General features: G+C 72.9%; 17 protein-coding genes and 1 pseudogene. 14 read left to right on the top strand and 4 right to left on the bottom strand.

All coding sequences use genetic code 11. The annotated features are described in order from the left end of the window. Positions 1-39: 39 nt before the first annotated feature. A complete protein-coding gene (locus AB0K17_RS23310) occupies positions 40-1,047 on the bottom strand; it encodes a TAXI family TRAP transporter solute-binding subunit (protein WP_365984115.1) in 1,008 nt (335 codons plus the stop codon). 151 nt (positions 1,048-1,198) lie between these two features. Between AB0K17_RS23310 and miaB the strand changes: the two genes are divergently transcribed. Together miaB and AB0K17_RS23300 are read left to right on the top strand one after the other, a co-directional pair. Then, positions 1,199-2,722, top strand: coding sequence for a tRNA (N6-isopentenyl adenosine(37)-C2)-methylthiotransferase MiaB (gene miaB, locus AB0K17_RS23305; protein ID WP_365966909.1), 1,524 nt, complete (start codon positions 1,199-1,201; stop codon positions 2,720-2,722). An 84-nt stretch (positions 2,723-2,806) separates the two neighbouring features. Then, complete coding sequence (locus tag AB0K17_RS23300; RefSeq protein ID WP_365984114.1) at positions 2,807-3,517, top strand: class III extradiol dioxygenase subunit B-like domain-containing protein; 711 nt, start codon at positions 2,807-2,809, stop codon at positions 3,515-3,517. Positions 3,518-3,662: 145 nt separating this feature from the next. Here AB0K17_RS23300 and AB0K17_RS23295 read toward each other — a convergent pair whose 3' ends face one another. Next, positions 3,663-3,905: a hypothetical protein gene (locus tag AB0K17_RS23295; RefSeq protein ID WP_365966911.1), complete on the bottom strand. Its 243-nt coding sequence runs from the start codon at positions 3,903-3,905 to the stop codon at positions 3,663-3,665. 183 nt (positions 3,906-4,088) lie between these two features. Here AB0K17_RS23295 and miaA point away from each other — a divergent pair, with 183 nt between their 5' ends. The 6 genes from miaA to hflX all read left to right on the top strand — a co-directional run bounded on the left by miaA (position 4,089) and on the right by hflX (position 12,120). Then, positions 4,089-5,027, top strand: a complete 939-nt coding sequence (gene miaA, locus AB0K17_RS23290) for a tRNA (adenosine(37)-N6)-dimethylallyltransferase MiaA (protein WP_365984113.1) — start codon at positions 4,089-4,091, stop codon at positions 5,025-5,027. 107 nt (positions 5,028-5,134) lie between these two features. Further along, a complete protein-coding gene (locus tag AB0K17_RS23285) occupies positions 5,135-5,584 on the top strand; it encodes a hypothetical protein (RefSeq protein WP_365966959.1) in 450 nt (149 codons plus the stop codon). Positions 5,585-5,654: 70 nt separating this feature from the next. After that, the gene (gene dapF / locus AB0K17_RS23280; protein WP_365984112.1) at positions 5,655-6,545 is read left to right on the top strand and encodes a diaminopimelate epimerase; all 891 of its coding nucleotides are present in this window, start codon (positions 5,655-5,657) and stop codon (positions 6,543-6,545) included. Between the two features lie 161 nt (positions 6,546-6,706). Then, positions 6,707-8,833 carry an HD domain-containing protein gene (locus tag AB0K17_RS23275; RefSeq protein WP_365984111.1) on the top strand — a complete coding sequence of 709 codons (2,127 nt, stop codon included), beginning with the start codon at positions 6,707-6,709 and terminating at the stop codon, positions 8,831-8,833. A gap of 132 nt (positions 8,834-8,965) precedes the next feature. Beyond that, a complete protein-coding gene (locus AB0K17_RS23270) occupies positions 8,966-10,471 on the top strand; it encodes a M1 family metallopeptidase (RefSeq protein ID WP_365984109.1) in 1,506 nt (501 codons plus the stop codon). Between the two features lie 146 nt (positions 10,472-10,617). Then, on the top strand, positions 10,618-12,120 hold the full coding sequence (gene hflX, locus AB0K17_RS23265) for a GTPase HflX (protein WP_365966916.1): 1,503 nt from the start codon (positions 10,618-10,620) through the stop codon (positions 12,118-12,120). A gap of 61 nt (positions 12,121-12,181) precedes the next feature. Here hflX and AB0K17_RS23260 read toward each other — a convergent pair whose 3' ends face one another. Next, positions 12,182-13,384 carry a hypothetical protein gene (locus AB0K17_RS23260; RefSeq protein ID WP_365966917.1) on the bottom strand — a complete coding sequence of 401 codons (1,203 nt, stop codon included), beginning with the start codon at positions 13,382-13,384 and terminating at the stop codon, positions 12,182-12,184. A gap of 281 nt (positions 13,385-13,665) precedes the next feature. On the opposite strand from AB0K17_RS23260, the gene AB0K17_RS23255 reads away from it, so the two are divergent. From AB0K17_RS23255 to AB0K17_RS23240, 4 genes are all read left to right on the top strand, one after another. Next, positions 13,666-14,928, top strand: a complete 1,263-nt coding sequence (locus AB0K17_RS23255; RefSeq protein ID WP_365984108.1) for an aminotransferase class III-fold pyridoxal phosphate-dependent enzyme — start codon at positions 13,666-13,668, stop codon at positions 14,926-14,928. A 19-nt stretch (positions 14,929-14,947) separates the two neighbouring features. Next, positions 14,948-16,867: an IucA/IucC family protein gene (locus AB0K17_RS23250; protein ID WP_365984107.1), complete on the top strand. Its 1,920-nt coding sequence runs from the start codon at positions 14,948-14,950 to the stop codon at positions 16,865-16,867. An 85-nt stretch (positions 16,868-16,952) separates the two neighbouring features. After that, a complete protein-coding gene (locus tag AB0K17_RS23245) occupies positions 16,953-17,744 on the top strand; it encodes a GNAT family N-acetyltransferase (RefSeq protein WP_365984130.1) in 792 nt (263 codons plus the stop codon). 68 nt (positions 17,745-17,812) lie between these two features. Continuing rightward, on the top strand, positions 17,813-19,816 hold the full coding sequence (locus AB0K17_RS23240; protein WP_365984106.1) for an ATP-dependent DNA helicase: 2,004 nt from the start codon (positions 17,813-17,815) through the stop codon (positions 19,814-19,816). Positions 19,817-19,946: 130 nt separating this feature from the next. Here AB0K17_RS23240 and lexA read toward each other — a convergent pair whose 3' ends face one another. After that, entirely contained in the window at positions 19,947-20,744 is a 798-nt protein-coding gene (lexA, locus tag AB0K17_RS23235; RefSeq protein ID WP_365966922.1) for a transcriptional repressor LexA, read from the bottom strand. 604 nt (positions 20,745-21,348) lie between these two features. Here lexA and nrdR point away from each other — a divergent pair. Together nrdR and AB0K17_RS23225 are read left to right on the top strand one after the other, a co-directional pair. Then, positions 21,349-21,783, top strand: a pseudogene (nrdR, locus tag AB0K17_RS23230) (transcriptional regulator NrdR); the annotation flags it as partial. A gap of 222 nt (positions 21,784-22,005) precedes the next feature. Then, positions 22,006-24,876 carry a vitamin B12-dependent ribonucleotide reductase gene (locus AB0K17_RS23225; RefSeq protein WP_365984105.1) on the top strand — a complete coding sequence of 957 codons (2,871 nt, stop codon included), beginning with the start codon at positions 22,006-22,008 and terminating at the stop codon, positions 24,874-24,876. Positions 24,877-24,904: the final 28 nt, after the last annotated feature.

Here is a 24,904-nt window from a genome sequence, read left to right as displayed (position 1 = left end):
CCTGCAGGAGCCGCACGGGCCCCACGGGCGCGAGGCGGCCTAAGGCTTCGCCGACACGTAGTAGCGTCGCGCCCCGGCGTGGAGCTGCAGCGGATTGGTGTAGATCGCCGTGCGGAAGTCGACCTTCTGGGCCGCGTGGACCTTGGTGCCGATGCTGTCGCGATTCCTTATCACCGTGCGCGTGATGCTCTCGGTGAGATCGGAGTCGATGTCGTCCCGGGTGACCAGCAGGTTGGCGACCGCGATGGTCTTCACGGCCTCCTCGGCGTGCATGTCCGGATAGGCGTCCGTCGGGATCACCGCCGCCCGGTAGTAGTACGTCTGCCAGCCCATCGCGTGCAGCGGATCCAGCAGGTCGCCGAGCGGGACCAGCCGGACCGGCAGCTGCTCGCTGAGGGTCTGGACGGCTCCCGTGGGCAGCCCGCCGGACCAGAAGAAGGCATCGACCTCGTGCCGTTGGAGCATTGCCGGCGCCCGGTCGATCCCCACCCGTACGGGGGCGATGTCGCGGTCGAAGTCCACCCGGGCCGCCAGCAGCAGCCGGCGCGTGATCAGCTGCACGCCCGAGCCGTCCGCGCCGACCGCCACGCGCAGGCCCTTGAGGTCGCGCGTGGTGCGCACCGGGGAGTTCCGCGGCACGATGAGCTGCACGTAGTCGTCGTACAGCCGTGCGCACGCCCGCAGATGCTCCGCCCCCGGCTCGCCCCGGTAGCCGTAGGTCGCGGCGGCGTCCGCGGTGGCCAGGGCGAAGTCGGCGCGGCCGGTGCTGAGCTGCTGCAGGTTGTCCATGGAGCCCTCGCTGCGCAGCAGGCGCACCTCCAGGGCGGGCAGGTCCGCCGCCAGGTCGCGCTTGAGCAGTTTGCCGTACTGCGCGTACACGCCCGTGGGCATGCCGGTGGCGACGGCGATCCTGCCGTGCGGTGTCGGGCCCGGGCTCTGCGGCAGCAGCCACCACACGAGCAGCCCCAGCACCACGGCGGCGACGGCCCCCGCCCGCAGCAGGCGGCGCCCGCGCGGCCGGTGGTCCTGCGGTATTCCGGCAAGCACAGGCGGATCCTGCCAGCCGTCACCGCGCTCGGCCAGGTTCCGTGCACGGGCCAATCGGTCCGTGCACGGGGGTCCGTCGGTGCTGCCGGGGCTGCAGGAGGCTGCGGCGCTCGGTGAGGGATATGTCCGCGAGCCCCTTTACCCTTGTGGCATGACCAGCAGCGACCGGAGCCCCGACGTGCGTTCTACCAGCACCTACATGATCCGCACCTACGGATGCCAGATGAACGTCCACGACTCGGAGCGGCTGTCCGGCCTGCTGGAGGACGCGGGCTACGTCCGCGCGCCCGAGGGGGCCACCGAGGGCGAGGCCGACGTCATCGTCTTCAACACCTGCGCGGTGCGTGAGAACGCCGACAACAAGCTCTACGGCAACCTCGGCCGCCTCGCCCCGGTCAAGGCGCAGCGTCCCGGCATGCAGATCGCCGTGGGCGGCTGCCTGGCGCAGAAGGACCGCGACACCATCGTGAAGAAGGCGCCGTGGGTCGACGTCGTCTTCGGCACGCACAACATCGGCAAGCTGCCCGTGCTGCTGGAGCGCGCCCGCATCCAGGAGGAGGCGCAGGTCGAGATCGCCGAGTCGCTGGAGGCCTTCCCCTCCACGCTGCCCACGCGGCGCGAGAGCGCGTACGCGGCCTGGGTGTCGATCTCCGTCGGCTGCAACAACACCTGCACCTTCTGCATCGTCCCGGCACTGCGCGGCAAGGAGAAGGACCGCCGTCCCGGCGACATCCTCGCCGAGGTCGAGGCGCTGGTCGCCGAGGGCGTCAGCGAGATCACCCTGCTCGGCCAGAACGTCAACGCCTACGGCTCCGACATCGGCGACCGCGAGGCGTTCTCCAAGCTGCTGCGCGCCTGCGGGAGGATCGAGGGCCTGGAGCGCGTCCGCTTCACCTCCCCGCACCCGCGCGACTTCACCGACGACGTGATCGCCGCCATGGCCGAGACGCCGAACGTGATGCCGCAGCTGCACATGCCGCTGCAGTCCGGCTCGGACACGGTGCTCAAGGCCATGCGCCGCTCGTACCGCCAGGAGCGCTTCCTCGGCATCATCGAGAAGGTGCGCGCCGCCATGCCCGACGCGGCCATCTCCACCGACATCATCGTGGGCTTCCCCGGCGAGACCGAGGAGGACTTCGAGCAGACCCTGCACGTCGTGCGCGAGGCGCGCTTCGCGCAGGCCTTCACCTTCCAGTACTCCAAGCGCCCGGGCACCCCGGCCGCCGAGATGGACGGCCAGATCCCCAAGGAGGTCGTGCAGGAGCGCTACGAGCGGCTCGTCGCCCTGCAGGAGCAGATCTCCTGGGAGGAGAACAAGAAGCAGGTCGGCCGCACCCTGGAGGTCATGGTCGCCGAGGGCGAGGGCCGCAAGGACGACGCCACCCGGCGCCTGTCCGGCCGCGCCCCCGACAACCGCCTGGTGCACTTCACCAAGCCCGCCGAGCCCGTGCGCCCCGGCGACGTGGTGACCGTCGAGATCACCTACGCCGCCCCGCACCACCTGCTCGCCGAGGGGCCCACCCAGGCTGTGCGCCGTACGCGGGCGGGCGACGCCTGGGAGAAGCGCAACGCCGCCGAGGCAGCCAAGCCCCAGGGCGTGATGCTGGGCATCCCGACCATCGGCGCCCCGGCCCCGAGCCCCGCCCCGGCGTCCGCGGGCTGCGGCTGCGACTGAGCCGCCGGCCCACGGCCCGTTCTTTTCCGCCCCGCCCCGGGCCCGCTCACGCAGCGGGAACGGGGCGGGGCGTATCGTTCCCGCATGCTCGTCGCCGCTGCCGTGTGCCCCAGTCCGCCCCTGCTGGTTCCCGAGGTGGCCCAGGGAGCCGCACCCGAACTCGACGCCCTGCGGGCCGCCTGCCTCGACGCCGTGGCCGTGCTGGCGGCCGCCCGCCCCGAGCGGCTGGTCGTCGTCGGCCCGACCGGCCCCGACGCCGCCGGGACGTACGCGCAGGGCGCTTCCGGCTCCTTCCGCGGGCTGGGCGTCGACCTCGACGTACGGCTCGGTGACGGCGACCCGGCGCAGGAGCGGCCACTGCCGCAGTCCCTGACGGTGGCCGCCTGGCTGCTCACGCGCACGGCCTGGTCGGCCGCGCCGGTGACCGGCCTGGGCGTCGTGCAGTCGCTGGGAACGGACGAGTGCCTGGCCGCCGGCCGCGCGCTGGTGGGGGCGGGCGAACGCGTTGCCCTGCTGGTCATGGGGGACGGCAGTGCGTGCCGCACCGTGAAGGCGCCGGGCTACCTCGACGAGCGGGCCGAACCCTTCGACAAGCTGGCCGCACGGGCGCTGGGCGCCGCCGACACGGCGGCGCTGGCCGGGCTGGACGCGGAGCTCGCCGGTGAGCTGCGGGCGGCCGGCCGGGCGCCGTGGCAGGTGCTGGCGGGCGCGGCCGGTGAGGCCGCGCTGAGGGGCGCGCTGCTGTACGAGGACGCGCCCTACGGGGTGGGCTACTTCGTGGCCGCCTGGTCCTAGGGGGCCCGGTACGGCGACGGCCGTGGAGCTTCCTCCACGGCCGGTCGCGGACGAGGGAGGCAGCCGCCGGTCAGGTCGGGGAGCCCCGGTGCCCGGCGGGCCGGTCGGTGACCGCCCCTCGTCCTCGCCGCACCCGCGTGCGGCCTTACTTGCGGGCGCCCTCACCGGCCTCGCTGTCGGCCGCCTTCGCCGCGGACTGCTGCTTGGGGATGTCGACTCCCTCGCCGGCCTCGTCCGTGGTCTCCTCGGCCTTGGCCTCGGCGGCCTCCTCCGGCTTCGCCTCGGCCGTCTCCGCGGCGTCGGTGGATTCCGCCGTCTGGGTGGCAGCCGCGGCCTCTTCCGTTGACGTCGACGACGACCGACGGAGAATCCTTGAAAAAACGCCCATATCTACTCCATTACCTTACTGATGTGAGCGAAATCCCGCGTCGTCCGGGGCGCCCAGCGGGGCCGCTCACGGACACCGGTCCGTGAACCGGCTCTCGGAACCTCGCAACAGGCAACGACGCCGGGTGCGTCGCGTCACGTCGCTCGTTCGTGGGGCGCTGCCGAGGTTTGGGAGACTGGAGCGGTGAGAAACGCAGCTCCCGCACCCCGGGTCATCGCCGTCGTCGGTCCCACGGCGGCAGGCAAGTCCGATCTCGGCGTCGCCCTCGCCCAGCACCTGGGCGGCGAAGTGATCAACGCCGACTCCATGCAGCTCTACCGCGGCATGGACATCGGCACCGCCAAGCTGACCATGGCGGAGCGGCAGGGCGTGCCGCACCACCTGCTCGACATCTGGGACGTCAAGGAGACCGCGAGCGTCGCCGAGTACCAGAGGCTGGCCCGGGCCGAGATCGACCGCCTGCTGGCCGCCGGCCGCACCCCCGTCCTGGTGGGCGGCTCCGGGCTCTACATCAAGGGCACCGTCGACGCCATGGACTTCCCCGGCACCGACCCGGCCGTCCGGGCGCGGCTGGAGGACGAGCTCGCCGAGGCCGGCCCCGGCGCCCTGCACGCCCGGCTGGCCGCGGCCGACCCGGCCGCCGCGCGGGCCATCCTGCCGGGCAACGGCCGGCGCATCGTGCGCGCCCTGGAGGTCATCGAGCTCACCGGCAAGCCCTTCACCGCCAACCTGCCCGGCGAGGAGCCGGTGTACGACGCGCTGCAGATCGGCGTCGACGTCGAGCGCCCGGAGCTGGACGAACGGATCGCCCTGCGGGTGGACCGCATGTGGGAGGCGGGGCTCGTGGACGAGGTGCGCGCTCTGGAGCGCGAGGGTCTGCGCGAGGGGCGCACGGCCTCCCGTGCGCTCGGGTACCAGCAGGTGCTCACCTTCCTCGCGGGGGAGTGCAGCGAGGACGAGGCGCGCACCGAGACCGTACGCGCCACCAAGCGCTTCGCGCGCCGTCAGGATTCGTGGTTCCGCCGGGATTCGCGGGTGAACTGGCTGAGCGGCGCCGCCGGCCGGCAGGCGGAACTCACCCAGGAGGCGCTGGCGTTGGTCGAACGGGCTATTACAGCCTGATCACGTGATGGCATCGGGACGCTCCGCACGCGGCTCCGGCCCCCCGCGACGTGCCATCATCAAACTTCGATCGAGCCGTGAAGTCCGAGTTGGGAGGGCGCGTGGCGATGGAGGCCGGCCCTCGCGACACAAGGCAGCAGCAGCCGTCCGGTGAGTCCGGCGCGCTGACCCCGGACGGCCCGGACACCGCCGAGGACGGCGAGTCCGGGGCGGCGGAGCCCGCCGCCTTCCGGGAGCTGCGTCCGCAGCGCAGGCTGCGGGCCTGGCAGCTTGCGCCCATCGTCGTGCTCGCCGCCCTCGGCTCGCTGATGTTCGCCTTCCCGCTCGCCTTCGAGTTCGGCGACGGCGGCCCCGTCGTCGCCATGCTCGGCCTGCTGCTGAGCTGCTGCGCCGCCGGCTGGGGCGTCATGGCGGCCCGCCGCGTCGGCTACACCTGGCCCGGCCTGCCGCCGCGCGGCTCCGGGCGCCGCCCCGACTGGCGGTACGTCGCCTCGTACACCGCCGTCGTGACGCTGGTGGCCGTGCTGGCCGTCTGGCGCGTCGCCCGCCTGCGCTGAGCCGGCCCCCGGGCCCGGGCCGGGCAGGCCCGTGACCGGGCCTGTCACAGGTCACCCGTACCATCGAAGGGTGAGCACCGCGCAGATCGCCTTCCTCAAGGGTCACGGCACCGAGAACGACTTCGTGATCGTCCCCGACCACGACGGCCGCCTGGAGCTGTCCGCGGCCGCCGTCGCCCGCCTGTGCGATCGCCGGGCCGGCATCGGCGCCGACGGCGTGCTGCGCGTGGTGCGCTGCGCCGCCCACCCCGAGGCGCGGGAGATGGCCGGCGAGGCCGAGTGGTTCATGGACTACCGCAACAGCGACGGCAGCATCGCCGAGATGTGCGGCAACGGCGTCCGCGTCTTCGCCCGCTACCTGCAGCAGGCCGGCCTGGCCGGCGAGGGCGACCTGCCGATCGCCACGCGTGCCGGCATCCGGCGGGCCCACATCGCCAAGGCCGGCCCCGGCGGCGAGCCCGGCGACGTCACCGTCGCCATGGGCCGCGCCCGGCTGCCCGAGGGCGAGGTCACCGTCACGGTCGGCGGGCGCAGCTGGCCCGCGCGCAACGTCAACATGGGCAACCCGCACGCCGTCGCCTTCGTCGGCGACCTCGCCGACGCCGGCAATCTGTACGAGGCGCCCGGCGTCAGCCCGGCCGCGGCCTACCCCGACGGCACCAACGTCGAGTTCGTCGTCGACCGCGGGCCCGGCCACGTGGCCCTGCGCGTCCACGAGCGCGGCTCCGGCGAGACCCGCTCCTGCGGCACCGGCGCCTGCGCCGTCATGGTCGCCGCGGCCCGCCGCGACGGCGCGGACCCGGCCGTGCTGGGCCACCCCGTCACGTACACCGTGGACCTCCCCGGCGGCCGCCTGGTGATCAGCGAGATGCCGGACGGCACCGTGGAGATGACCGGCCCCGCCGTCATCGTCGCCGAGGGCACCGTCGACGCCTCCTTCCTGGCCGACGCCGCCGTCTGACCGGGCCGCCGGGGCGTCACCCGGCGCGCCACACTCCCTCGAATGGGTGATCCGGTTCACTCTGGGCGAGAGGGGGTGAGCGGTGCGTGATGGGGTCGGTAGCATCAAGCACCGGCCTTGAGGCGCGAGCCGACCGCCGGTCGACGCTGCCGGAGGTGCCCATGAGCGCAGAGGCCACGAACACCGGTGCCCCGGGCCGCTGGCGCGGCCGCCGCATCGACCTCAGACGGCTCGGTCGCGCCGCGCTCGCCGGCTCCGGCGCCCGCGGCCGGCTCCCCGATGCCATCGACCACGTCGCCAAGGTCCACCGCGCCCACCACCCCGGCGCCGACCTGGACATCCTGCGCCGGGCCTATGTGCTGGCCGAGTCCTCCCACCGCGGCCAGATGCGCAAGAGCGGCGAGCCGTACATCACCCACCCGCTCGCCGTCACGCTGATCCTGGCCGAACTGGGCGCCGAGACCACCACGTTGACCGCCTCCCTGCTCCACGACACCGTCGAGGACACCGAGGTGACGCTCGATCAGGTCGGGGAGCAGTTCGGCGCCGAGGTGCGCTTCCTCGTCGACGGCGTCACCAAGCTGGAGAAGGTCGACTACGGCGCGGCAGCCGAGCCGGAGACCTTCCGCAAGATGTTGGTGGCCACCGGCAACGACGTCCGGGTGATGTCCATCAAGCTCGCCGACCGCCTGCACAACATGCGCACCCTCGGTGTCATGCGTCCCGAGAAACAGGCCCGCATCGCCAAGGTCACCCGTGATGTGCTGATCCCGCTCGCCGAACGCCTCGGCGTCCAGGCGCTCAAGGCCGAGCTCGAGGACCTGGTCTTCGCCGTCCTGCACCCCGAGGAGTACGCCCGCACCCGCGAGCTCGTCCTCGCCCACGCCGGCCGCCCCGACCCGCTGCAGGCGACCGCCGGACGGGTGCGCGCCGTCCTGCGGGAGGCCGGCATCGCCGCCGAAGTCGTCGTCCGGCGGCGCCATTTCGTCTCCGTCCACCGGGTGCGCCTCAAGCGCCGCGAGATCACCGGCTCCGACCTGGGCCGGCTGCTGGTGCTGGTCGGCGAGGACGCCGACTGCTACGCGGTGCTCGGCGAGCTGCACACCTGCTTCACGCCCTACATCTCGGAGTTCAAGGACTTCATCGCCGTCCCCAAGTTCAACCTCTACCAGTCGCTGCACACCGCCGTCGCCGGCGAGGACGGCCAGGTCGCCGAGGTCCTCATCCGCACCCACCGCATGCACCGCGTCGCCGAGGCCGGCGTCATCGCCCTCGGCAACCCCTACGCCGCCCCCGAGGCCGGGGAGAGCGCCGACGGCGAGCGCGCCGACCCCACGCGGCCGGGCTGGCTCAGCCGGCTGCTGGAGTGGCAGCGGGCCACCCCCGACCCCGACACCTTCTGGACGTCGCTGCGCGACGAGCTCGCCCAGGACCGCGAGGTGACCGTCTTCCGCGCCGACGGCGGCACGATCGGTCTGCCGGCCGGCTCCAGCTGTGTGGACGCCGCGTACGCGCAGTACGGCGACGGCGCCCACCACTGCTTCGGTGCGCGCGTCAACGGCCGCCTGGCGACGCTCGGCACGGTCCTGCACGACGGCGACACCGTTCAGCTGCTGATGTCGCCGGACGCCGACGTCGCCGTCTCCGGTCCCTCGCCCGAGTGGCGCGAACACGCCCGTACGCCTGCCGCCCGCATCGCCATCGACCGCTGGCTGGCCGCCCACCCCGCCGTCCCCGACCCGCCCGTCGATCCCGCCGCCTGCGCCCGGCCGCCCGTGCCTGCCGGCCCGCCCCGCGACGCGGAGCGCCCGCGCGGGCCCGTGGCCGTGGTGGCCGACCGGGCCGCCGCCAGCGTGCGGCTGGCGGGCTGCTGCACACCCGTACCGCCGGACGAGGTGACCGGCTTCCCCGTGCGCGGCGGTGCGGTGACCGTGCACCGCACGCCCTGTCCCGCCGTGCACCGCATGATCACCTCGGGGCGGCAGCCCGTGGAGGTGCGCTGGCACACCGCCGACGGCGCCGGCTGCGGCGACTACCGCGTCACCTTGCGCGCGGAGGCCTTCAGCAGGCCGCGGCTGCTCGCCGACCTCACCGAGGTCATCGCGGCCACCGGCGCGGCCGTCGTCTCCGCCGCGGTCGAGCCGCCGTACGAGCAGCGGGTGCGGCACACCTACACCCTGCAGCTGGCCGATGCGGCCCAGCTGCCGGAGCTCATGCGGGCCATGCGCCGCGTGCCGGGTGTCTACGACGTCGAGCGGGCGGGCCGCTCGGTGGCGGCGCCGCTGTGACCCGATAGCACGCGACGGCCCACCGGACAACCTGCTGATACGACATCCGTACCAGCAGGCGAGACGCTCATACGAGTGGGCCGGCGTCGTGCCGCCACCAGTGGCGCGCCGGGCGCTGATAGCGGTGGACGCATGTCGCACTCACCCGCCCCGGAAGAGCGCCGCTCCGAGCGCCGCCTTGCGCGCCGCCTTGAGCGTCGTCGCCCGCGCCACCGCGCCGCCCTGCTGGCGGCCGCGGCCGCCCTGGTGCTGGGGGCCGCCGCCCCGCCGGCGCCCGTCGCCCAGGGGATCGGCGACCGGATCTTCCCCGAGCTGGGCAACCCCGGCTACGACGTGGCCGCCTACGACATCGCGTTCACCTACCGCGCGAACGACCAGCCGCTGAACGCCGTCACCCGAATCCTCGCCCGGGCCACCGACCGCCTGGAGCGCTTCAACCTGGACTTCACCCACGGCACGATCTCCTCGATCGAGGTCGACGGGGCACCCGCGCAGTTCACCCCCACGGGGGAGGACGTGGTCGTCACACCGGCCCGCGCGGTGACGGCGGGCGCCGCGTTCGGCGTGACGGTGCACCACACCAGCGACCCGCGCGGCGGCGAGGGCAACGGCGGCTGGGTGCCCACCACCGACGGCCTGGTCATGGCCAACCAGGCGGACGCCGCGCACCGCGTCTTCCCCGGCAACGACCACCCCTCCGACAAGGCGCTGTTCACCTTCCGCGTCACCGCGCCCAAGGAGCTCACCGTGGTCGCCAACGGGCTGCCCGCCGGGCGCAGCACCGAGGGCGCGAACACCACCTGGACGTACCGCACCCTGCACCCCATGGCCACCGAGCTGGCGCAGGTCGCCATCGGCCGCTCCGCCGTGCCGGAGCGCGTGGGCCCGCACGGGCTGAAGCTGCGCGACGTGGTGCCCGGCGCGGACCAGAAGGCGCTGGAGACGTGGACGGCGAAGACGCCGGAGCAGGTCGCCTGGATGGAGAGGAAGGTGGGGTACTTCCCCTTCGAGGCCTACGGCGTACTGATCGCCGACGCCTCCACGGGCTTCGAGCTGGAGACGCAGACGCTCTCCCTCTTCGAGCGCGACCTGTTCACCAAGGGCGGCTTCCCGCAGTGGTACCTGGAGTCGGTCATGGTCCACGAGCTGGCCCACCAGTGGTTCGGCGACAGCGTCAGCCCCCGCTACTGGTCCGACCTGTGGCTCAACGAGGGGCACGCCACCTGGTACGAGTCGCTGTACGCCGAGGAGCGCGGCGGCCGGAAGCTGGAGGACCGCATGCGGGTGGCCTACCAGCTCTCCGACCAGATGCGCGCCGACGGCGGCCCGCCCGCCGCGATCAAGGCGCCGGCCCCGGGCCGCAAGACCGGGATCTTCCGGCCGGTGGTCTACGACGGGGGAGCGCTCGTGCTGTACGCGCTGCGGCAGCGGATCGGCGCCACCGCCTTCGACCGCCTGGAGCGCACGTGGGTCCAGCGCCACCACGACGGGGTCGCCACCACCGCCGACTTCGTCGCCCTGGCCACGGAGGTCTCCGGCCAGGACCAGTCGGCCTTCCTGCAGCCCTGGCTGTACGGGCAGACCACCCCGCCCATGCCCGGCCACCCGGACTGGAAGGCGGCCCCGAAACCCGCGTGACGCCCGGGCGGGGGCATGGGACCATCGACGGGCCGGCACGGTGGCGGCCCCGGGAATCCCCGGGCGGCGCGAAACGTTGTCGGCACTGTGGGAGCCCCGGTGGGGGCGACCGCCCGACAGCACTTCCCAACGACGTAAAGGATCAAATGACCTCCTCTTCTTCCCTTCCCCAGGACCGGCAGGACCGGCAGTCCCTCCCGGAGAGCCTTCGGGCCGACGCCCTGATGGAAGAGGACGTTGCCTGGAGCTACGAGATCGACGGGGAGCGCGACGGCGATCAGTACGACCGCTCCGAGCGCGCGGCCCTGCGCCGGGTGGCCGGGCTCTCCACCGAGCTGGAGGACGTCACCGAGGTCGAGTACCGCCAGCTGCGCCTGGAGCGCGTGGTACTCGTCGGCGTGTGGACCTCCGGCACCGTCCAGGACGCGGAGAACTCGCTCGCCGAGCTCGCCGCGCTGGCCGAGACGGCCGGTGCGATGGTGCTCGATGGCGTCGTCCAGCGCCGCGACAAGCCGGACCCGGCGACGTACATCGGCTCCGGCAAGGCCCAGGAGCTGCGGGACATCGTTCTGGAGAGCGGCGCCGACACCGTGGTGTGCGACGGCGAGCTCAGCCCCGGCCAGCTCATCCACCTGGAGGACGTCGTCAAGGTCAAGGTGGTCGACCGCACCGCCCTGATCCTCGACATCTTCGCCCAGCACGCCAAGTCGCGCGAGGGCAAGGCCCAGGTCTCCCTGGCCCAGATGCAGTACATGCTGCCCCGGCTGCGCGGTTGGGGTCAGTCGCTGTCGCGGCAGATGGGTGGTGGTGGCTCCGGCTCGGCCGGCGGCGGCATGGCCACCCGTGGCCCCGGTGAGACCAAGATCGAGACGGACCGGCGGCGGATCCGCGAGAAGATGGCGAAGATGCGCCGGGAGATCGCGGAGATGAAGACCGGCCGCGACATCAAGCGCCAGGAGCGCCGGCGCAACAAGGTGCCGTCGGTGGCTATCGCCGGCTACACCAACGCCGGCAAGTCCTCGCTGCTCAACCGCCTCACCGGGGCGGGTGTGCTGGTGGAGAACGCCCTGTTCGCCACCCTGGACCCGACCGTGCGCCGGGCCGAGACGCCCAGCGGGCGGCTCTACACCCTGGCGGACACCGTCGGCTTCGTCCGGCATCTGCCGCACCACCTCGTCGAGGCCTTCCGCTCCACGATGGAGGAGGTCGGCGACGCCGATCTGATCCTGCACGTGGTGGACGGCTCGCACCCGGCGCCGGAGGAGCAGCTGGCGGCGGTCCGCGAGGTGATCCGTGACGTCGGCGCGGTCGACGTGCCCGAGATCGTGGTGATCAACAAGGCGGACGCGGCCGATCCGCTGGTCCTGCAGCGGCTGCTGCGCATCGAGAAGCGCTCGATCGCCGTCTCCGCGCGCACGGGCCAGGGCATGGACGAGCTGCTGGCGCGGATCGACGCCGAGCTGCCGCGGCCCGCGATCGAGGTCGAGGCTCTCGTGCCGTACACGCGCGGCTCCCTGGTCGCCCGGGTGCACGCCGACGGCGAGGTGCTCTCCGAGCAGCACACGCCCGAGGGCACCCTGCTTCGGGCCCGGGTCCACGAGGAGCTCGCCGCCGAACTCCAGCGGTACGTGCCCGCCTCGCACTCGTAACGCACGCACGAAGGCCCGCCCCCGGTGAGGGGGCGGGCCTTCGTGCGTCATGCCGAGCGAGCTACCGCTTGCCCGCGAACTTCTGGCTGAGCGCGTCGTAGACGCCCTTGGCCTCCGGGCCCAGGCGCGGGCCGGCCAGCCAGGTGCTGTTGGACGGGCCGATCGAGGTGTTGGAGATCAGCACCGGCTTGCCGTCCGGGCCGGGGGCGAACCAGCCGCCGCCGGAGGAGCCGCCGGTCATCGTGCAGCCGATGCGGTACATCGTCGGCTGCGCGGGGTCGATCGTCAGCCGCCCGGGCCGGTCCACGCAGTCGTACATCTTCTGGCCGTCGAACGGCGGCGCGGCCGGGTAGCCCCAGGCGCCCATGCTGCGGATGGACTTCACCTGCGGGGTGGTGAAGTCGACGGTCAGGGCGTTGCCCACCGTCTCCTCCAGCGACTTGCCGGTGCCCGACTCGGACTTCACGTGCAGCACGGCGAAGTCGTACGGAGCGCCCGCGCCGCCGGTCTCGGCCCCCTGGCTGATCCACTGGGCGGAGGTCTGCGCCCAGTCCGCCCACCACACGCCGTACGGGGCGACGTCCTGCACGGGCGCGGTGTTGATCTGCGTGGTGGGCACGCCCTTGTCGTTGTAGGACGGCACGAAGGCGATGTTGCGGTACCAGCCGCCCTTCTGGCCGGCGTGCACGCAGTGGCCCGCGGTCCACACCATGTTGGACTTGCCGGGGTGTGCCGGGTCCTTGACGACCGTCGCCGAGCACACCATGTGGCCCTCGGGGCTGTCGAAGAAGACCTTGCCCACCGGGGCGGCGTTGTTGTGGTAGGGCAGGGCGACGGCCTTGGCGTTCACCGGACGCGGCTCGGGGTCGGTGACGCCCTGGTCGGCGCTCCCGCCGCCCGGCACGGTGCCCGGTGCGGCCTGGGTGGCCAGGGTCTTGTCGCTGGAGTGCGCGTCCTTCATCGTGTCGGGCTTCCAGTGGCCCTCGATGATGGGGTTGATGAAGTCGCGGGCCTCACGCATCCACTGGTCCTTGTCCCAGTTCTTCCAGGCCCCCTCCTTCCACTTCTTCTTCCACTTCTCCAGTTCCTGGGAGGAGATCCCCTTGGGCAGGCTGGGGAAGTCGTCGCCCTTCTGGCCGGCGGACGCGCTCGGCTTCGTGTCGCCGGCGGCGCTGTCGTCGCTGGGACCGCACGCGGTCGCGGTCAGCGCCAGCACGGCGGTCAGCGCGGCCGCGGCGAGGACCGGACGCCTGGTGGATGGCATGGAGTGGGCTCCCCCTGTGATTCTTCGGCTGTGTCGGGCACCGGTGCCCGCTGCGTCGGCGCGGTGGATTTTGTCATGCACCGATCCGGCGAGGGCCGGGTCGCCCCCACTATGCCGGTGCCAGCGGAGACGGACGCGTGCGGGTCCTCGGTTCCGGAACGAAGGATCTTGCAACCGGGCCGTGATCCGAAGCCCCTTGCGTCGTTGGTACGTACGGGGGAAGCCCGGCCATCGTTCACGGGGCCGGTCGTCGTTCCACGGCAGGAGGAGGAAAGCGCGCCATGCTCCCGACCCGACCACCGTCGCCGACCCGTCCGAGGACGTCCCGGACGGGCCACGAGGGCGTCCTGGGCCGGCTGCGGCGCAAGTCGGCCCGTGAGGCCGCCGCCCGCACGTACGCCCGGTCGCTGCCCGTCGTGCCGGTGCGCGCCCGGGGTCTGACCATCGAGGGCGCCGACGGCCGCCGCTACCTCGACTGCCTTTCCGGCGCCGGCACCCTCGCCCTCGGCCACAACCACCCGGTCGTGCTGGAGGCCATCCGCTCCGTCCTCGACTCCGGCGCACCGCTGGACGTCCCCGGCCTGGCCACCCCCGTCACCGACGCGTTCGCCGGAGAGCTGCTGCGCACGCTGTCGCCCGCCCTCGCCGCCCACGCCCGGATCCGCTTCTGCGCGCCCGGCGGCACGGACGCGATGGACACCGCACTGCGCCTGGTGCGCACCGCCACCGGCCGCGAGCCGGTCACCGTCCTCGCCCCCGGTGGTGCGGAGTGCGCAGGGGAGCCCGCGACCGCCGGGATCGTCGTCGAGCCCGTGCAGTGCGACGGCGTCCGCGCGTTCGACGACGAGCAGCTGCGCCGCCTGCGCCAGGACACCGCGGCCCGCGGCGTCCTGCTCGTCGCCGACGAGGCCCGCACCGGCCTCGGCCGCACCGGGGCCTTCTGGGGCATCGGGCACTCCGGCGTCGTCCCCGACGTCATGGTCCTCTCCGGCGCCATCGGCGGCAGCCTCCCGCTGTCCGTCGTCGTCCACCACGACGGCCTGGACACCGGCGCACCGGACGGCGACGCACCCGACGCCTTCCGCGGCAACCAGCTCGCCATGGCGGCCGGCACCGCCACCCTGCGCCACGTCCGGGAGAACGACCTGGCCCGGCGGGCCGCCGAGCTCGGCGCCCGGCTGCTCGGGCGCCTGCGCGAGCTCGCCCGCGCGTACCCCTGTCTGACCGACGTGCGCGGGCGAGGGCTGATGATCGGCCTGGAGTTCACCGCACCCGGCGAGGCACCGGCGGACGCGTCCCTCGCAGCCGGCGCCACCGCCACCGCCGTACGGCAGGAGTGCCTGCGGCGCGGCCTCATCGTCGGACCGGGCGGTCCCGACTCCGCGGTGCTGCGCCTGCTGCCACCGCTGACGCTCACCGACGGCCAGGCGGAGGCCGTCCTCGACCGGCTCGCCGACGCCGTCGCCGCCGTCTGCCGCCCCGGCCACCGGTTCCCCGCCCCGCGCACACCGAAGGAGGCAGGCGCCCCGGCCCCGACTCCGTGAGCCGCGCGCCGTACCCCGCATGAACGCGTCCCTCCCCCTCGGTGCGTCCCCCGCCGGCCAGGACGTCACCTCCGCACTGCAGCCCCGGCGCGGCGGCGCGCTCCCCGAGCCCCGGCTCGCCGGCGTCCTCGGCCCCGCCGAGCCGCTGGACCACCCCGACCCGCACACCGCCGCCGACACCGCCGCCGCGGAGAACCTCCTGCGCTGCTGGGTGCGCGAGCACGGCATCGAACGGCCCGACGGCGACGTCCTCTACCTGCCCCTCAACGCCAGCGGCATCCCCTTGAGCGTGCCCGTGCGCTACTGGTCGCCCACCGGACACCACCGCTTCGGCCCCGCCACCCTCACCGGAGGGCCCGACGACGCCCCGCCCTTCGACGCCGTCACCCTCGCCGCCCTCCTCGGCCGCGAGGCCGCGCACCGTGCCCCGGCCTGCCACCGACCGGCCTGCGACGGCACCGACCTCGCCGCTCGCGTCGCCGACTCCGTGCGGCGCACCACCGCCTTCCTCACCGACCGGCGCGCCCGGCCCGCCGACCCCGACGCGGGCGAGCTCTTCCTCTACGGCGAGCAGTCCCTCCTCTTCGGCCACCCCTTCCACCCCGCGCCCAAGAGCCGCGAGGGCCTGTCCGACGCCCAGGCCCCCGGCTGCTCGCCCGAACTGCGCGGGCGCCTGCAGCTGCACTGGCTGGCCGTCGACCGCTCCGTCGTGGCCTGCGACTCCGCCTGGACCGAGCGCGGCCGCCCCGTCGACGCCGCCGCCCTCGCCGCCCGACTGGCCGGCGCCGACCTCGAGCGCGCCCTGCCCCCGGGCACCGTCGCCCTGCCGATGCACCCCTGGCAGGCCCACGACCTCGCCCACCGCGCCGAGGCGGCCCCCCTCTTCGAGGCCGGCCTGCTGCGCGACCTCGGCGCCCACGGCGCCCTGTGGTACCCCACGTCCTCCGTGCGCACCCTCCACCGGCCCGGCGCCCCCGCCATGCTCAAGCTCTCCCTCGGCCTGCGCATCACCAACTCCCGCCGCGAGAACCTCCGCAAGGAACTGCACCGCGGCGTCGAGATGCACCGCCTGCTGCGCGGCGGCCTGGCCGAGCGCTGGCGCGCCGCCTGCCCCGGAGGGCTCGGCTTCGACATCGTCCGCGACCCCGCCTGGATCGCCGTGGACACCCCCGACGGCCCCCCGCTCACCGGCGCCGACGTCGTCATCCGGCACAACCCCTTCGGCCCCGGCGACGACGCCGTCTGCCTCGCCGGCCTCACCTCGCCGCGCCCCTGGCCGGGCCGGCCGGGGCAGGCCGGGGTGCCGGCGACGTCCTCCAGACTCGCCGAGACCGTCGCCCGCCTCGCGTACCGCACCGGCCGGCCCGCCGGCGCGGTCGCCGCGGAGTGGCTGCTGCGCTACCTGGAATCCGTCGTGCGGCCCGTCCTGTGGCTCGACGGCGAGGCGGGCATCGCCCTGGAGGCCCACCAGCAGAACACCCTCGTGCTGCTGGACGCCGACGGCTGGCCGGTCGGCGGCCGCTACCGCGACAACCAGGGCTACTACTACCGCGAGTCCCACCGCGCCGCGCTCGAGCAACGCCTGCCCGGCATCGGCAAGGAGAGCGACACCTTCGTCCCCGACGAGGTCGCCGACCAGCGCTTCGCCTACTACCTCGGCATCAACAACGTCCTCGGGCTGATCGGCGCCTTCGGCTCCCAACGCCTCGCGGACGAACAGGTCCTGATCGCCGCCCTGCGCCGCTTCCTCAAGGACGCCGCCACCGCACCCGCCACCCGCCGCTCCGCCCTGCCGCGGCACCTGCTGGAGTCCCCGACCCTGCACTGCAAGGCGAACATGCTCACCCGGCTGCGGGGCATGGACGAGCTCGTGGGCCCCGTCGCCACCCAGTCCGTGTACGTCACGATCGCCAACCCGCTGGCAGTGGGGGGAGGTTGAGCCAGGTTTGGACGCGGAAGGGTACGACGGCACGACGGCACCCGACGGCGGGCAGGACGGCGGACGGTTCCCCGACGGGTGGACGGTGCCCGGAGGCGGCACGGACTGCGTGGACACCGTCGAACTGCGGCTGCCCGACGACCTGGAGGCGGCCCTGACCGCCGGATACCCGGCGATCGCCGCAGGGTTTCCGCAGGACGGCGGGTTTCCCCAGGGCGCAGGGTTTCCGCCGGATGCAGGCTTTGCTCAAGACGCAGGCTTTACTCAAGACGGAGGGTTCCCTCAGGACGCAGGGTTTCCTCCGGACGACCTGCTGGACGGCGTCCCCGGCTGGGGTCCCGTGCCCACCCCGGCCGGCACCTTCCAGCTCCTACCCGTACGGATGCCCCGCGACCTGCCGCTGATCACCTGTTGGATGAACGACCCGGCCGTCGCCGCGTTCTGGGAGCTCGACGGCCCGGACACCGTCACCGCCGCACACCTGCGCCCCCAGCTCGACGGCGACGGCCGGAGCATCCCCTGCCTGGGGACGCTCGGCGGCGTGCCCATGAGCTACTGGGAGATCTACCGCGCCGACCTGGACGCCCTCGCCCGCTCCTACCCGGCCCGGCCGCACGACACCGGCCTCCACTTCCTCATCGGCCGCGTCGCCGACCGCGGCCGCGGCCTGGGCACACTGCTCCTGCGCACCGTCGCCGACCTCGTCCTGGACCGCCGGCCGCTGTGCGGCCGCGTCGTCGGGGAGCCGGACCTGCGCAACACCCCCTCCACGGCGGCCTTCCTCGGCGCCGGCTTCCGGCTGACGGCCGAGGTCGAGCTGCCCGGAAAACGGGCCGCGCTGATGATCCGCGACCGTGCGCTGCGGACGGTCCTGTGACGAGGAGCCAGGCTTCGTACGGGATCATGGCCCGCGATGTCAGTGCCGCCCCGTAGGCTGGCCACGCTATGACTGCCACCGCGCCTTCCTCATCAAGCACCCTGACCGACCTGCTGCACGCGGCCGTCTCCGCCGTCGGCGGCACCGAGCGGCCCGGCCAGGTCGCCATGGCCGAAGCCGTCGCCGAGGCCATCGACGGCAACTCCCACCTGCTCGTCCAGGCCGGCACCGGCACCGGTAAGTCGCTCGGCTACCTCGTGCCCGCCCTCGCGCACGGCGAGCGCGTCGTCGTCGCGACGGCGACGCTGGCGCTGCAGCGCCAGCTGGTCGAGCGGGACCTGCCGCGCACGGTCGACGCGCTGCACCCGCAGCTGCGTCGCCGCCCGCAGTTCGCGATGCTCAAGGGGCGCTCCAACTACCTGTGCCTGCACCGGCTCCACGAGGGCGTGCCGCAGGAAGAGGAGGACGGGCTCTTCGACCCGTTCGAGGCGGCGGCACCCACCAGCAAGCTCGGCAAGGACCTGCTGAGGCTGCGCGACTGGGCCGACGAGACCGAGACCGGCGACCGCGACGACCTGACCCCGGGCGTCTCCGACCGGGCCTGGTCGCAGGTCTCCGTCACCTCCCGCGAGTGCCTGGGCGCCTCGAAGTGCGCGTACGGCGCCGAGTGCTTCGCCGAGGCGGCCCGGGAGCGGGCCAAGCTCGCCGACGTCGTCGTCACCAACCACGCGCTGCTGGCCATCGACGCGATCGAGGGCGCCCCGGTGCTGCCCGAGCACGAGGTGCTGATCGTCGACGAGGCGCACGAGCTGGTCTCCCGCGTCACCGGCGTCGCCACCGGCGAGCTCACCCCGGGCCAGGTCAACCGCGCGGTGCGCCGGGCGGCCAAGCTCGTCGACGAGAAGGCCGCGGACGCCCTGCAGACGGCGTCCGAGAGCTTCGAGCGACTGATGGAGCTGGCCCTGCCCGGCCGGCTGGAGGAGCTCCCGGAGGATCTCGCCCACTGCCTGGCAGCCCTGCGGGACGCCTCCCGCACGGTCGTCGTCGCGCTGGGCAACACCCGCGACAAGTCCGTGCAGTCCGCCCAGGACGGCGAGGCAGACGCGGTGCGCAAGCAGGCCCTGGCCGCCGTGGAGAACGTCCACACGGTCGCCGAGCGCATCCTGCAGGGCTCGGAGTACGACGTCGTCTGGTACGAGCGGCACGACCGCTACGGTGCGTCGCTGCGCGTGGCGCCCCTGTCGGTGTCCGGGCTGCTGCGGGAGAAGCTCTTCACCGAGCGCTCGGTGGTGCTCACCTCGGCGACGCTCAAGCTCGGCGGCGACTTCAACGGGGTGGGGGCCTCGCTGGGGCTGGCCCCGGAGGGCGTCGAGGGGGAGGACTGCCCCGAGTGGAAGGGCGTCGACGTCGGCTCCCCGTTCGACTACCGCAAGCAGGGCATCCTCTACGTCGCCCGCCACCTGTCCCAGCCGGGGCGGGAGGGCAACCGCACGGACATGCTGGACGAGCTGGCCGAGCTGGTGGAGGCGGCCGGCGGCCGGACACTGGGCCTGTTCTCCTCCATGCGGGCGGCGCAGGCCGCCGCGGAGGCGCTGCGCGGCCGGCTGGAGACGCCGATCCTGCTGCAGGGCGAGGACACGCTCGGCGAGCTGATCAAGAACTTCGCGGCCGACCCCCGGACCTGTCTGTTCGGCACGCTCTCGCTGTGGCAGGGCGTCGACGTGCCCGGGGCGAGCTGCCAGCTGGTCGTCATGGACCGGGTGCCCTTCCCGCGCCCGGACGACCCGCTGATGAGCGCCCGGCAGCGGGCCGTGGAGGACGCCGGAGGCAACGGCTTCATGGCCGTGGCCGCCACGCACGCGGCCCTGCTCATGGCCCAGGGCGCGGGGCGCCTGGTACGGGCCTCCGGGGACCGGGGCGTGGTGGCGGTGCTCGACCCGCGGTTGGCGACGGCTCGCTACGGGTCGTTCCTGCGGTCGTCCATGCCGGACTTCTGGTACACCACCGACCGCAACCAGGTGCGTCGCTCGCTGGCGGCCATCGACGCCGCTGCCACGGCGGAGGGCCGCTGACGCCGGCAGCGGCACAGTCGGCGCGTGCATCCGCGTCGTACACAACGTCGTACACAACGGAGACGGGCCCCGGAACCACCGCAGTGGTTCCGGGGCCCGTCACGAGCCGGGGTGGGGTCCCACCCGGGTGTCACACCCTCCGCAGCACGGCCACGACCTTGCCCAGGATGGTGGCCTCGTCGCCGGGGATCGGCTGGTAGGCGGAGTTGTGCGGGATCAGCCACACGTGGCCGTCCTCCCGCTTGAAGCGCTTGACGGTCGCCTCGCCGTCGAGCATGGCGGCGACGATGTCGCCGTTCTCCGCGACGGGCTGGCGGCGCACCGTCACCCAGTCGCCGTCGCAGATGGCCGCCTCGATCATGGAGTCGCCGACGACCTTGAGGACGAAGAGCTCACCGTCGCCGACGAGCTGGCGGGGGAGGGGGAAGACGTCCTCGACGGACTCCTCGGCCAGGATCGGGCCACCGGCGGCGATCCGGCCGACGAGGGGCACGTAGGAGGCCGCGGGCTTGCCGGTGGTGTCGGTGGGCTGGGTGCTGGGCTGATCGGAGCCGCGGACCTCATAGGCGCGGGGCCGGTGCGGGTCCCGCCGGAGGAAGCCCTTGCGTTCGAGGGCCATCAGCTGGTGGGCGACGGAGGACGTGCTAGACAGCCCCACCGCCTGGCCGATCTCGCGCATGGATGGTGGGTAGCCGCGGCGCTGGACGGAGTCCCTGATGACCTCGATCACGCGCCGCTGCCGGTCGGTGAGCCCCGAGCTGTCCGCCCGGATGCCGGGGGGCCGTCCGGGGAGGGAGCGGGCGGGCTTCTGCCCCTCCGCGTTCATGGTTGCGTCGCTCATGGGGTGTGCCTGCGGGTGTGCCTGGTCGATTCGGGTCTGGGAGCGGTCCTGGGCGGTGATGGTGGCGCTGTCTGCGGTGGTGGTCACGTCGGCCCCTCTCTGATGTTCTCCCTAGCTGGACAACGGTAGTTGCTTTCGAAAGGTTGCGCCAAACACACGTTCGAGTGAAATATCGGGGTTCGGCTGACTTGATCAAGGGTGAGGGTGTACGGACGGAGATCAATTCGCCCCATTGCGGTACTCTTCGTGCGTCCCGCTCCGAGTGGACCGCCGGGCCGGACGGCCCTTCGGCGCGACCGGACTCGGGCCCCGCACGGCGCTTCGCGCCGCCCTCGCGGGAGCCCGTACGGCGACCGCCGGGGCGCTCGCCGTCGTGGTGCCAGTGTGTCATCCGCGGGCTCCCGGACGTGCCGCGGGGCGTTCCGCGCAGGGGCGTGTCCCGCTCCGGCGGCGCGACACGCGCTGTGCCTCCTTGACCGCTCGACACCAGATCTAGTGGTTTGATGTCGGCAGCTACCCACAAGTTGTGGTCGACGCCCGACCCGGTCACTCCGGGGAGGAAGTCATCGCCTATGCTGGTGGCTGCTCGGCGAGGGCCCCTTCCAGGGCCTGCCGGAGCCGATGTCGCGCACGCTTTTTCCGGGCGCGGCCGTTGTGAGGGTTTCCCGAGGGTGAAGGAAGGTGGAGAGCCATGCACTGCCCCTTCTGCAGGCACCCCGACAGCCGGGTCGTCGACAGCCGGACCACCGACGACGGCTGTTCGATCCGCAGACGCCGCCAGTGCCCCGACTGCTCCCGCCGGTTCACGACCGTGGAGACGGCGTCACTCATGGTGATCAAGCGGAGTGGGGTCACCGAGCCGTTCAGCCGCAACAAGGTCATCTCGGGCGTGCGCAAGGCGTGCCAGGGGCGCCCGGTCACCGAGGACGCCCTCGCCCAGCTCGGCCAGCGGGTGGAGGAGGCGGTGCGCGCCACCGGCAGCGCGGAGCTTTCCACGCACGACGTCGGCCTGGCCATACTCGGCCCCCTCAAGGACCTCGACCTGGTGGCGTACCTGAGGTTCGCCTCCGTCTACCAGGCGTTCGACTCGCTCGAGGACTTCGAGGCCGCCGTCGCGGAACTGCGCGCAGGCCTGCGCCGCGCCGAGGCCGAGGGCGCGGCCGCCGTGGACCCGGCCGGAAGCGCCGGGGAGGGTGCCGCCGTGCCGGCGCCCACTGCTGCCGTCGACTGAGCCGGCGGCGACGACCAGACCTGCTCGGCGCGCGTTGCGCGACCGGGTGAACAGACACACTTCGCGTCCGGAAGAAATGGGCGCATGAGGGCGTTTTGCCCGTAACAGGGAGGCGGCATGACCGAGACGACGAGCGGCTCCGCGCGAGGTTCCCGCTCCAAGGGGAACAAGGGTGCCAAGGGGCTGCGCATCGAGCGCATCCACACGACCCCCGGTGTACACCCGTACGACGAGGTGGTCTGGGAGCGTCGTGACGTCGTCATGACCAACTGGCGCGACGGCTCGATCAACTTCGAGCAGCGCGGCGTCGAGTTCCCCGACTTCTGGTCGGTGAACGCGGTCAACATCGTCACCAGCAAGTACTTCCGTGGCGCCGTCGGCTCCCCCGAGCGCGAGTCCAGCCTCCGCCAGCTGATCGACCGCGTCGTCAAGACGTACCGCAAGGCCGGTGAGGAGCACGGCTACTTCGCCTCCCCGGCGGATGCGGAGATCTTCGAGCACGAGCTGACGTACGCCCTGCTGCACCAGGTCTTCAGCTTCAACTCCCCGGTCTGGTTCAACGTCGGCACCAAGCAGCCGCAGCAGGTCTCCGCCTGCTTCATCCTCTCCGTCGACGACTCCATGGAGTCGATCCTCGACTGGTACAAGGAAGAGGGGATGATCTTCAAGGGCGGCTCCGGCGCCGGCCTGAACCTCTCCCGCATCCGCTCCTCCAAGGAGCTGCTGTCCTCCGGCGGCAACGCCTCCGGCCCGGTCTCCTTCATGCGCGGCGCCGACGCCTCCGCCGGCACGATCAAGTCCGGCGGCGCCACCCGCCGTGCCGCCAAGATGGTCGTGCTCGACGTCGACCACCCGGACGTCGAGGCCTTCATCGACACCAAGGTGAAGGAGGAGGAGAAGATCCGCGCCCTGCGGGATGCGGGCTTCGACATGGACCTGGGCGGTGACGACATCACCTCCGTCCAGTACCAGAACGCCAACAACTCCGTCCGCGTCAACGACGAGTTCATGAAGGCCGTCGAGACCGGCTCGAAGTTCGGCCTGCGCGCCCGCCTGACGGGCGAGGTCATCGAGGAGATCGACGCCAGGGCGCTCTTCCGCAAGATGGCCGAGGCCGCCTGGCAGTGCGCCGACCCGGGCATCCAGTACGACGACACGATCAACCGCTGGCACACCTCGCCGGAGTCGGGCCGGATCACCGCGTCCAACCCCTGCAGCGAGTACATGCACCTGGACAACTCCTCGTGCAACCTCGCCTCGCTGAACCTGATGAAGTTCCTGCGCGACGACGACCAGGGCAACCAGTCGTTCGACGCCGAGCGCTTCGCCAAGGTCGTCGAGCTCGTCATCACGGCGATGGACATCTCCATCTGCTTCGCCGACTTCCCGACCGAGAAGATCGGCGAGACCACCCGCGCCTTCCGCCAGCTGGGCATCGGCTACGCCAACCTCGGCGCCCTGCTGATGGCCACCGGCCACGCCTACGACAGCGACGGCGGCCGTGCCCTCGCCGGTGCGATCACCTCGCTGATGACCGGTACGTCCTACCGCCGCTCCGCCGAGCTGGCCGCCGTCGTCGGCCCCTACGACGGCTACGCCCGCAACGCCGACGCCCACAAGCGCGTCATGAAGCAGCACGCCGACGCCAACGCCGCCGCCCGGCGCATGGACGACCTGGACACCCCGGTGTGGGCCGCGGCCACCGAGGCCTGGCAGGACGTCCTGCGCCTCGGCGAGAAGGACGGTTTCCGCAACGCCCAGGCCTCCGTGCTGGCTCCCACCGGCACCATCGGCCTGATGATGGACTGCGACACCACGGGCGTCGAGCCGGACCTGGCCCTGGTCAAGTTCAAGAAGCTCGTCGGCGGCGGCTCCATGCAGATCGTGAACAACACGGTCCCCAAGGCGCTCAAGCGGCTCGGCTACCAGGCCGAGCAGGTCGAGGCGATCGTCGCCCACATCGCCGAGCACGGCAACGTGATCGACGCCCCGGGCCTCAAGCGCGAGCACTACGAGGTCTTCGACTGCGCCATGGGCGAGCGCGCGATCTCCGCCATGGGTCACGTGCGCATGATGGCCGCCGCGCAGCCGTTCCTCTCCGGCGCCATCTCCAAGACCGTGAACCTGCCGGAGTCGGCCACGGTCGAGGAGGTCGAGGAGGTCTACTTCGAGGGTTGGAAGACGGGTCTGAAGGCCCTCGCGATCTACCGCGACAACTGCAAGGTGGGCCAGCCGCTCTCCGCGAAGAAGAAGGAGGAGGCCAAGGCCCCGACGGCCGCCCCCGCCGCCGCGGAGAAGGTCGTCGAGTACCGCCCGGTCCGCAAGCGCCTGCCCAAGGGCCGCCCGGGGATCACCACCTCCTTCACGGTGGGCGGTGCCGAGGGCTACATGACCGCCAACTCCTACCCGGACGACGGTCTGGGCGAGGTCTTCCTGAAGATGTCCAAGCAGGGCTCGACCCTCGCGGGCATGATGGACGCCTTCTCGATCGCCGTCTCCGTCGGCCTGCAGTACGGCGTCCCGCTGGAGACCTACGTCTCGAAGTTCACCAACATGCGCTTCGAGCCGGCCGGCATGACGGACGACCCGGACGTGCGGATGGCGCAGTCGATCGTCGACTACATCTTCCGCCGCCTCGCGCTGGACTTCCTGCCCTTCGAGACCCGCTCGGCACTCGGCATCCACTCCGCCGAGGAACGCCAGCGCCACCTGGAGACCGGCTCCTACGAGCCGATCGACGAGGAGGTCGACGTCGAGGGACTGGCCCAGTCCGCCCCGCGCCACGTCGAGCCCGCCAAGCCCGAGCTCCCGGCCCAGCCGGTCGCGGCCCCGGCGCCCAAGCAGGCGCACAACTCCACCGAACTGGCGGAGATGCGCCTCGGCCTGAACGCGGACGCCCCGCTGTGCTTCTCGTGCGGCACCAAGATGCGTCGCGCGGGCAGCTGCTACCTGTGCGAGGGCTGTGGCTCGACCAGCGGTTGCAGCTGAGCACCGCGCATAGCTGAGTGAAGGATGG

Origin of the sequence: Streptomyces sp. NPDC049585 (assembly GCF_040675615.1) — a bacterium.
Classification (GTDB): domain Bacteria; phylum Actinomycetota; class Actinomycetes; order Streptomycetales; family Streptomycetaceae; genus Streptomyces; species Streptomyces luteosporeus.
This window is presented reverse-complemented; position numbering and strand designations above follow the sequence as displayed.

What these genes read in the sequence shown, in the direction of transcription:
- miaB (WP_365966909.1), top strand. Translation starts at nt 1,199, where the DNA reads ATGACCAGCAGCGACCGGAGCCCCGACGTGCGTTCTACCAGCACCTAC.
- AB0K17_RS23300 (WP_365984114.1), top strand. Translation starts at nt 2,807, where the DNA reads ATGCTCGTCGCCGCTGCCGTGTGCCCCAGTCCGCCCCTGCTGGTTCCC.
- AB0K17_RS23295 (WP_365966911.1), bottom strand. Translation starts at nt 3,905, where the DNA reads ATGGGCGTTTTTTCAAGGATTCTCCGTCGGTCGTCGTCGACGTCAACG.
- AB0K17_RS23285 (WP_365966959.1), top strand. Translation starts at nt 5,135, where the DNA reads ATGGAGGCCGGCCCTCGCGACACAAGGCAGCAGCAGCCGTCCGGTGAG.
- AB0K17_RS23275 (WP_365984111.1), top strand. Translation starts at nt 6,707, where the DNA reads ATGAGCGCAGAGGCCACGAACACCGGTGCCCCGGGCCGCTGGCGCGGC.
- AB0K17_RS23270 (WP_365984109.1), top strand. Translation starts at nt 8,966, where the DNA reads ATGTCGCACTCACCCGCCCCGGAAGAGCGCCGCTCCGAGCGCCGCCTT.
- hflX (WP_365966916.1), top strand. Translation starts at nt 10,618, where the DNA reads ATGACCTCCTCTTCTTCCCTTCCCCAGGACCGGCAGGACCGGCAGTCC.
- AB0K17_RS23260 (WP_365966917.1), bottom strand. Translation starts at nt 13,384, where the DNA reads ATGCCATCCACCAGGCGTCCGGTCCTCGCCGCGGCCGCGCTGACCGCC.
- AB0K17_RS23255 (WP_365984108.1), top strand. Translation starts at nt 13,666, where the DNA reads ATGCTCCCGACCCGACCACCGTCGCCGACCCGTCCGAGGACGTCCCGG.
- AB0K17_RS23250 (WP_365984107.1), top strand. Translation starts at nt 14,948, where the DNA reads ATGAACGCGTCCCTCCCCCTCGGTGCGTCCCCCGCCGGCCAGGACGTC.
- AB0K17_RS23240 (WP_365984106.1), top strand. Translation starts at nt 17,813, where the DNA reads ATGACTGCCACCGCGCCTTCCTCATCAAGCACCCTGACCGACCTGCTG.
- AB0K17_RS23225 (WP_365984105.1), top strand. Translation starts at nt 22,006, where the DNA reads ATGACCGAGACGACGAGCGGCTCCGCGCGAGGTTCCCGCTCCAAGGGG.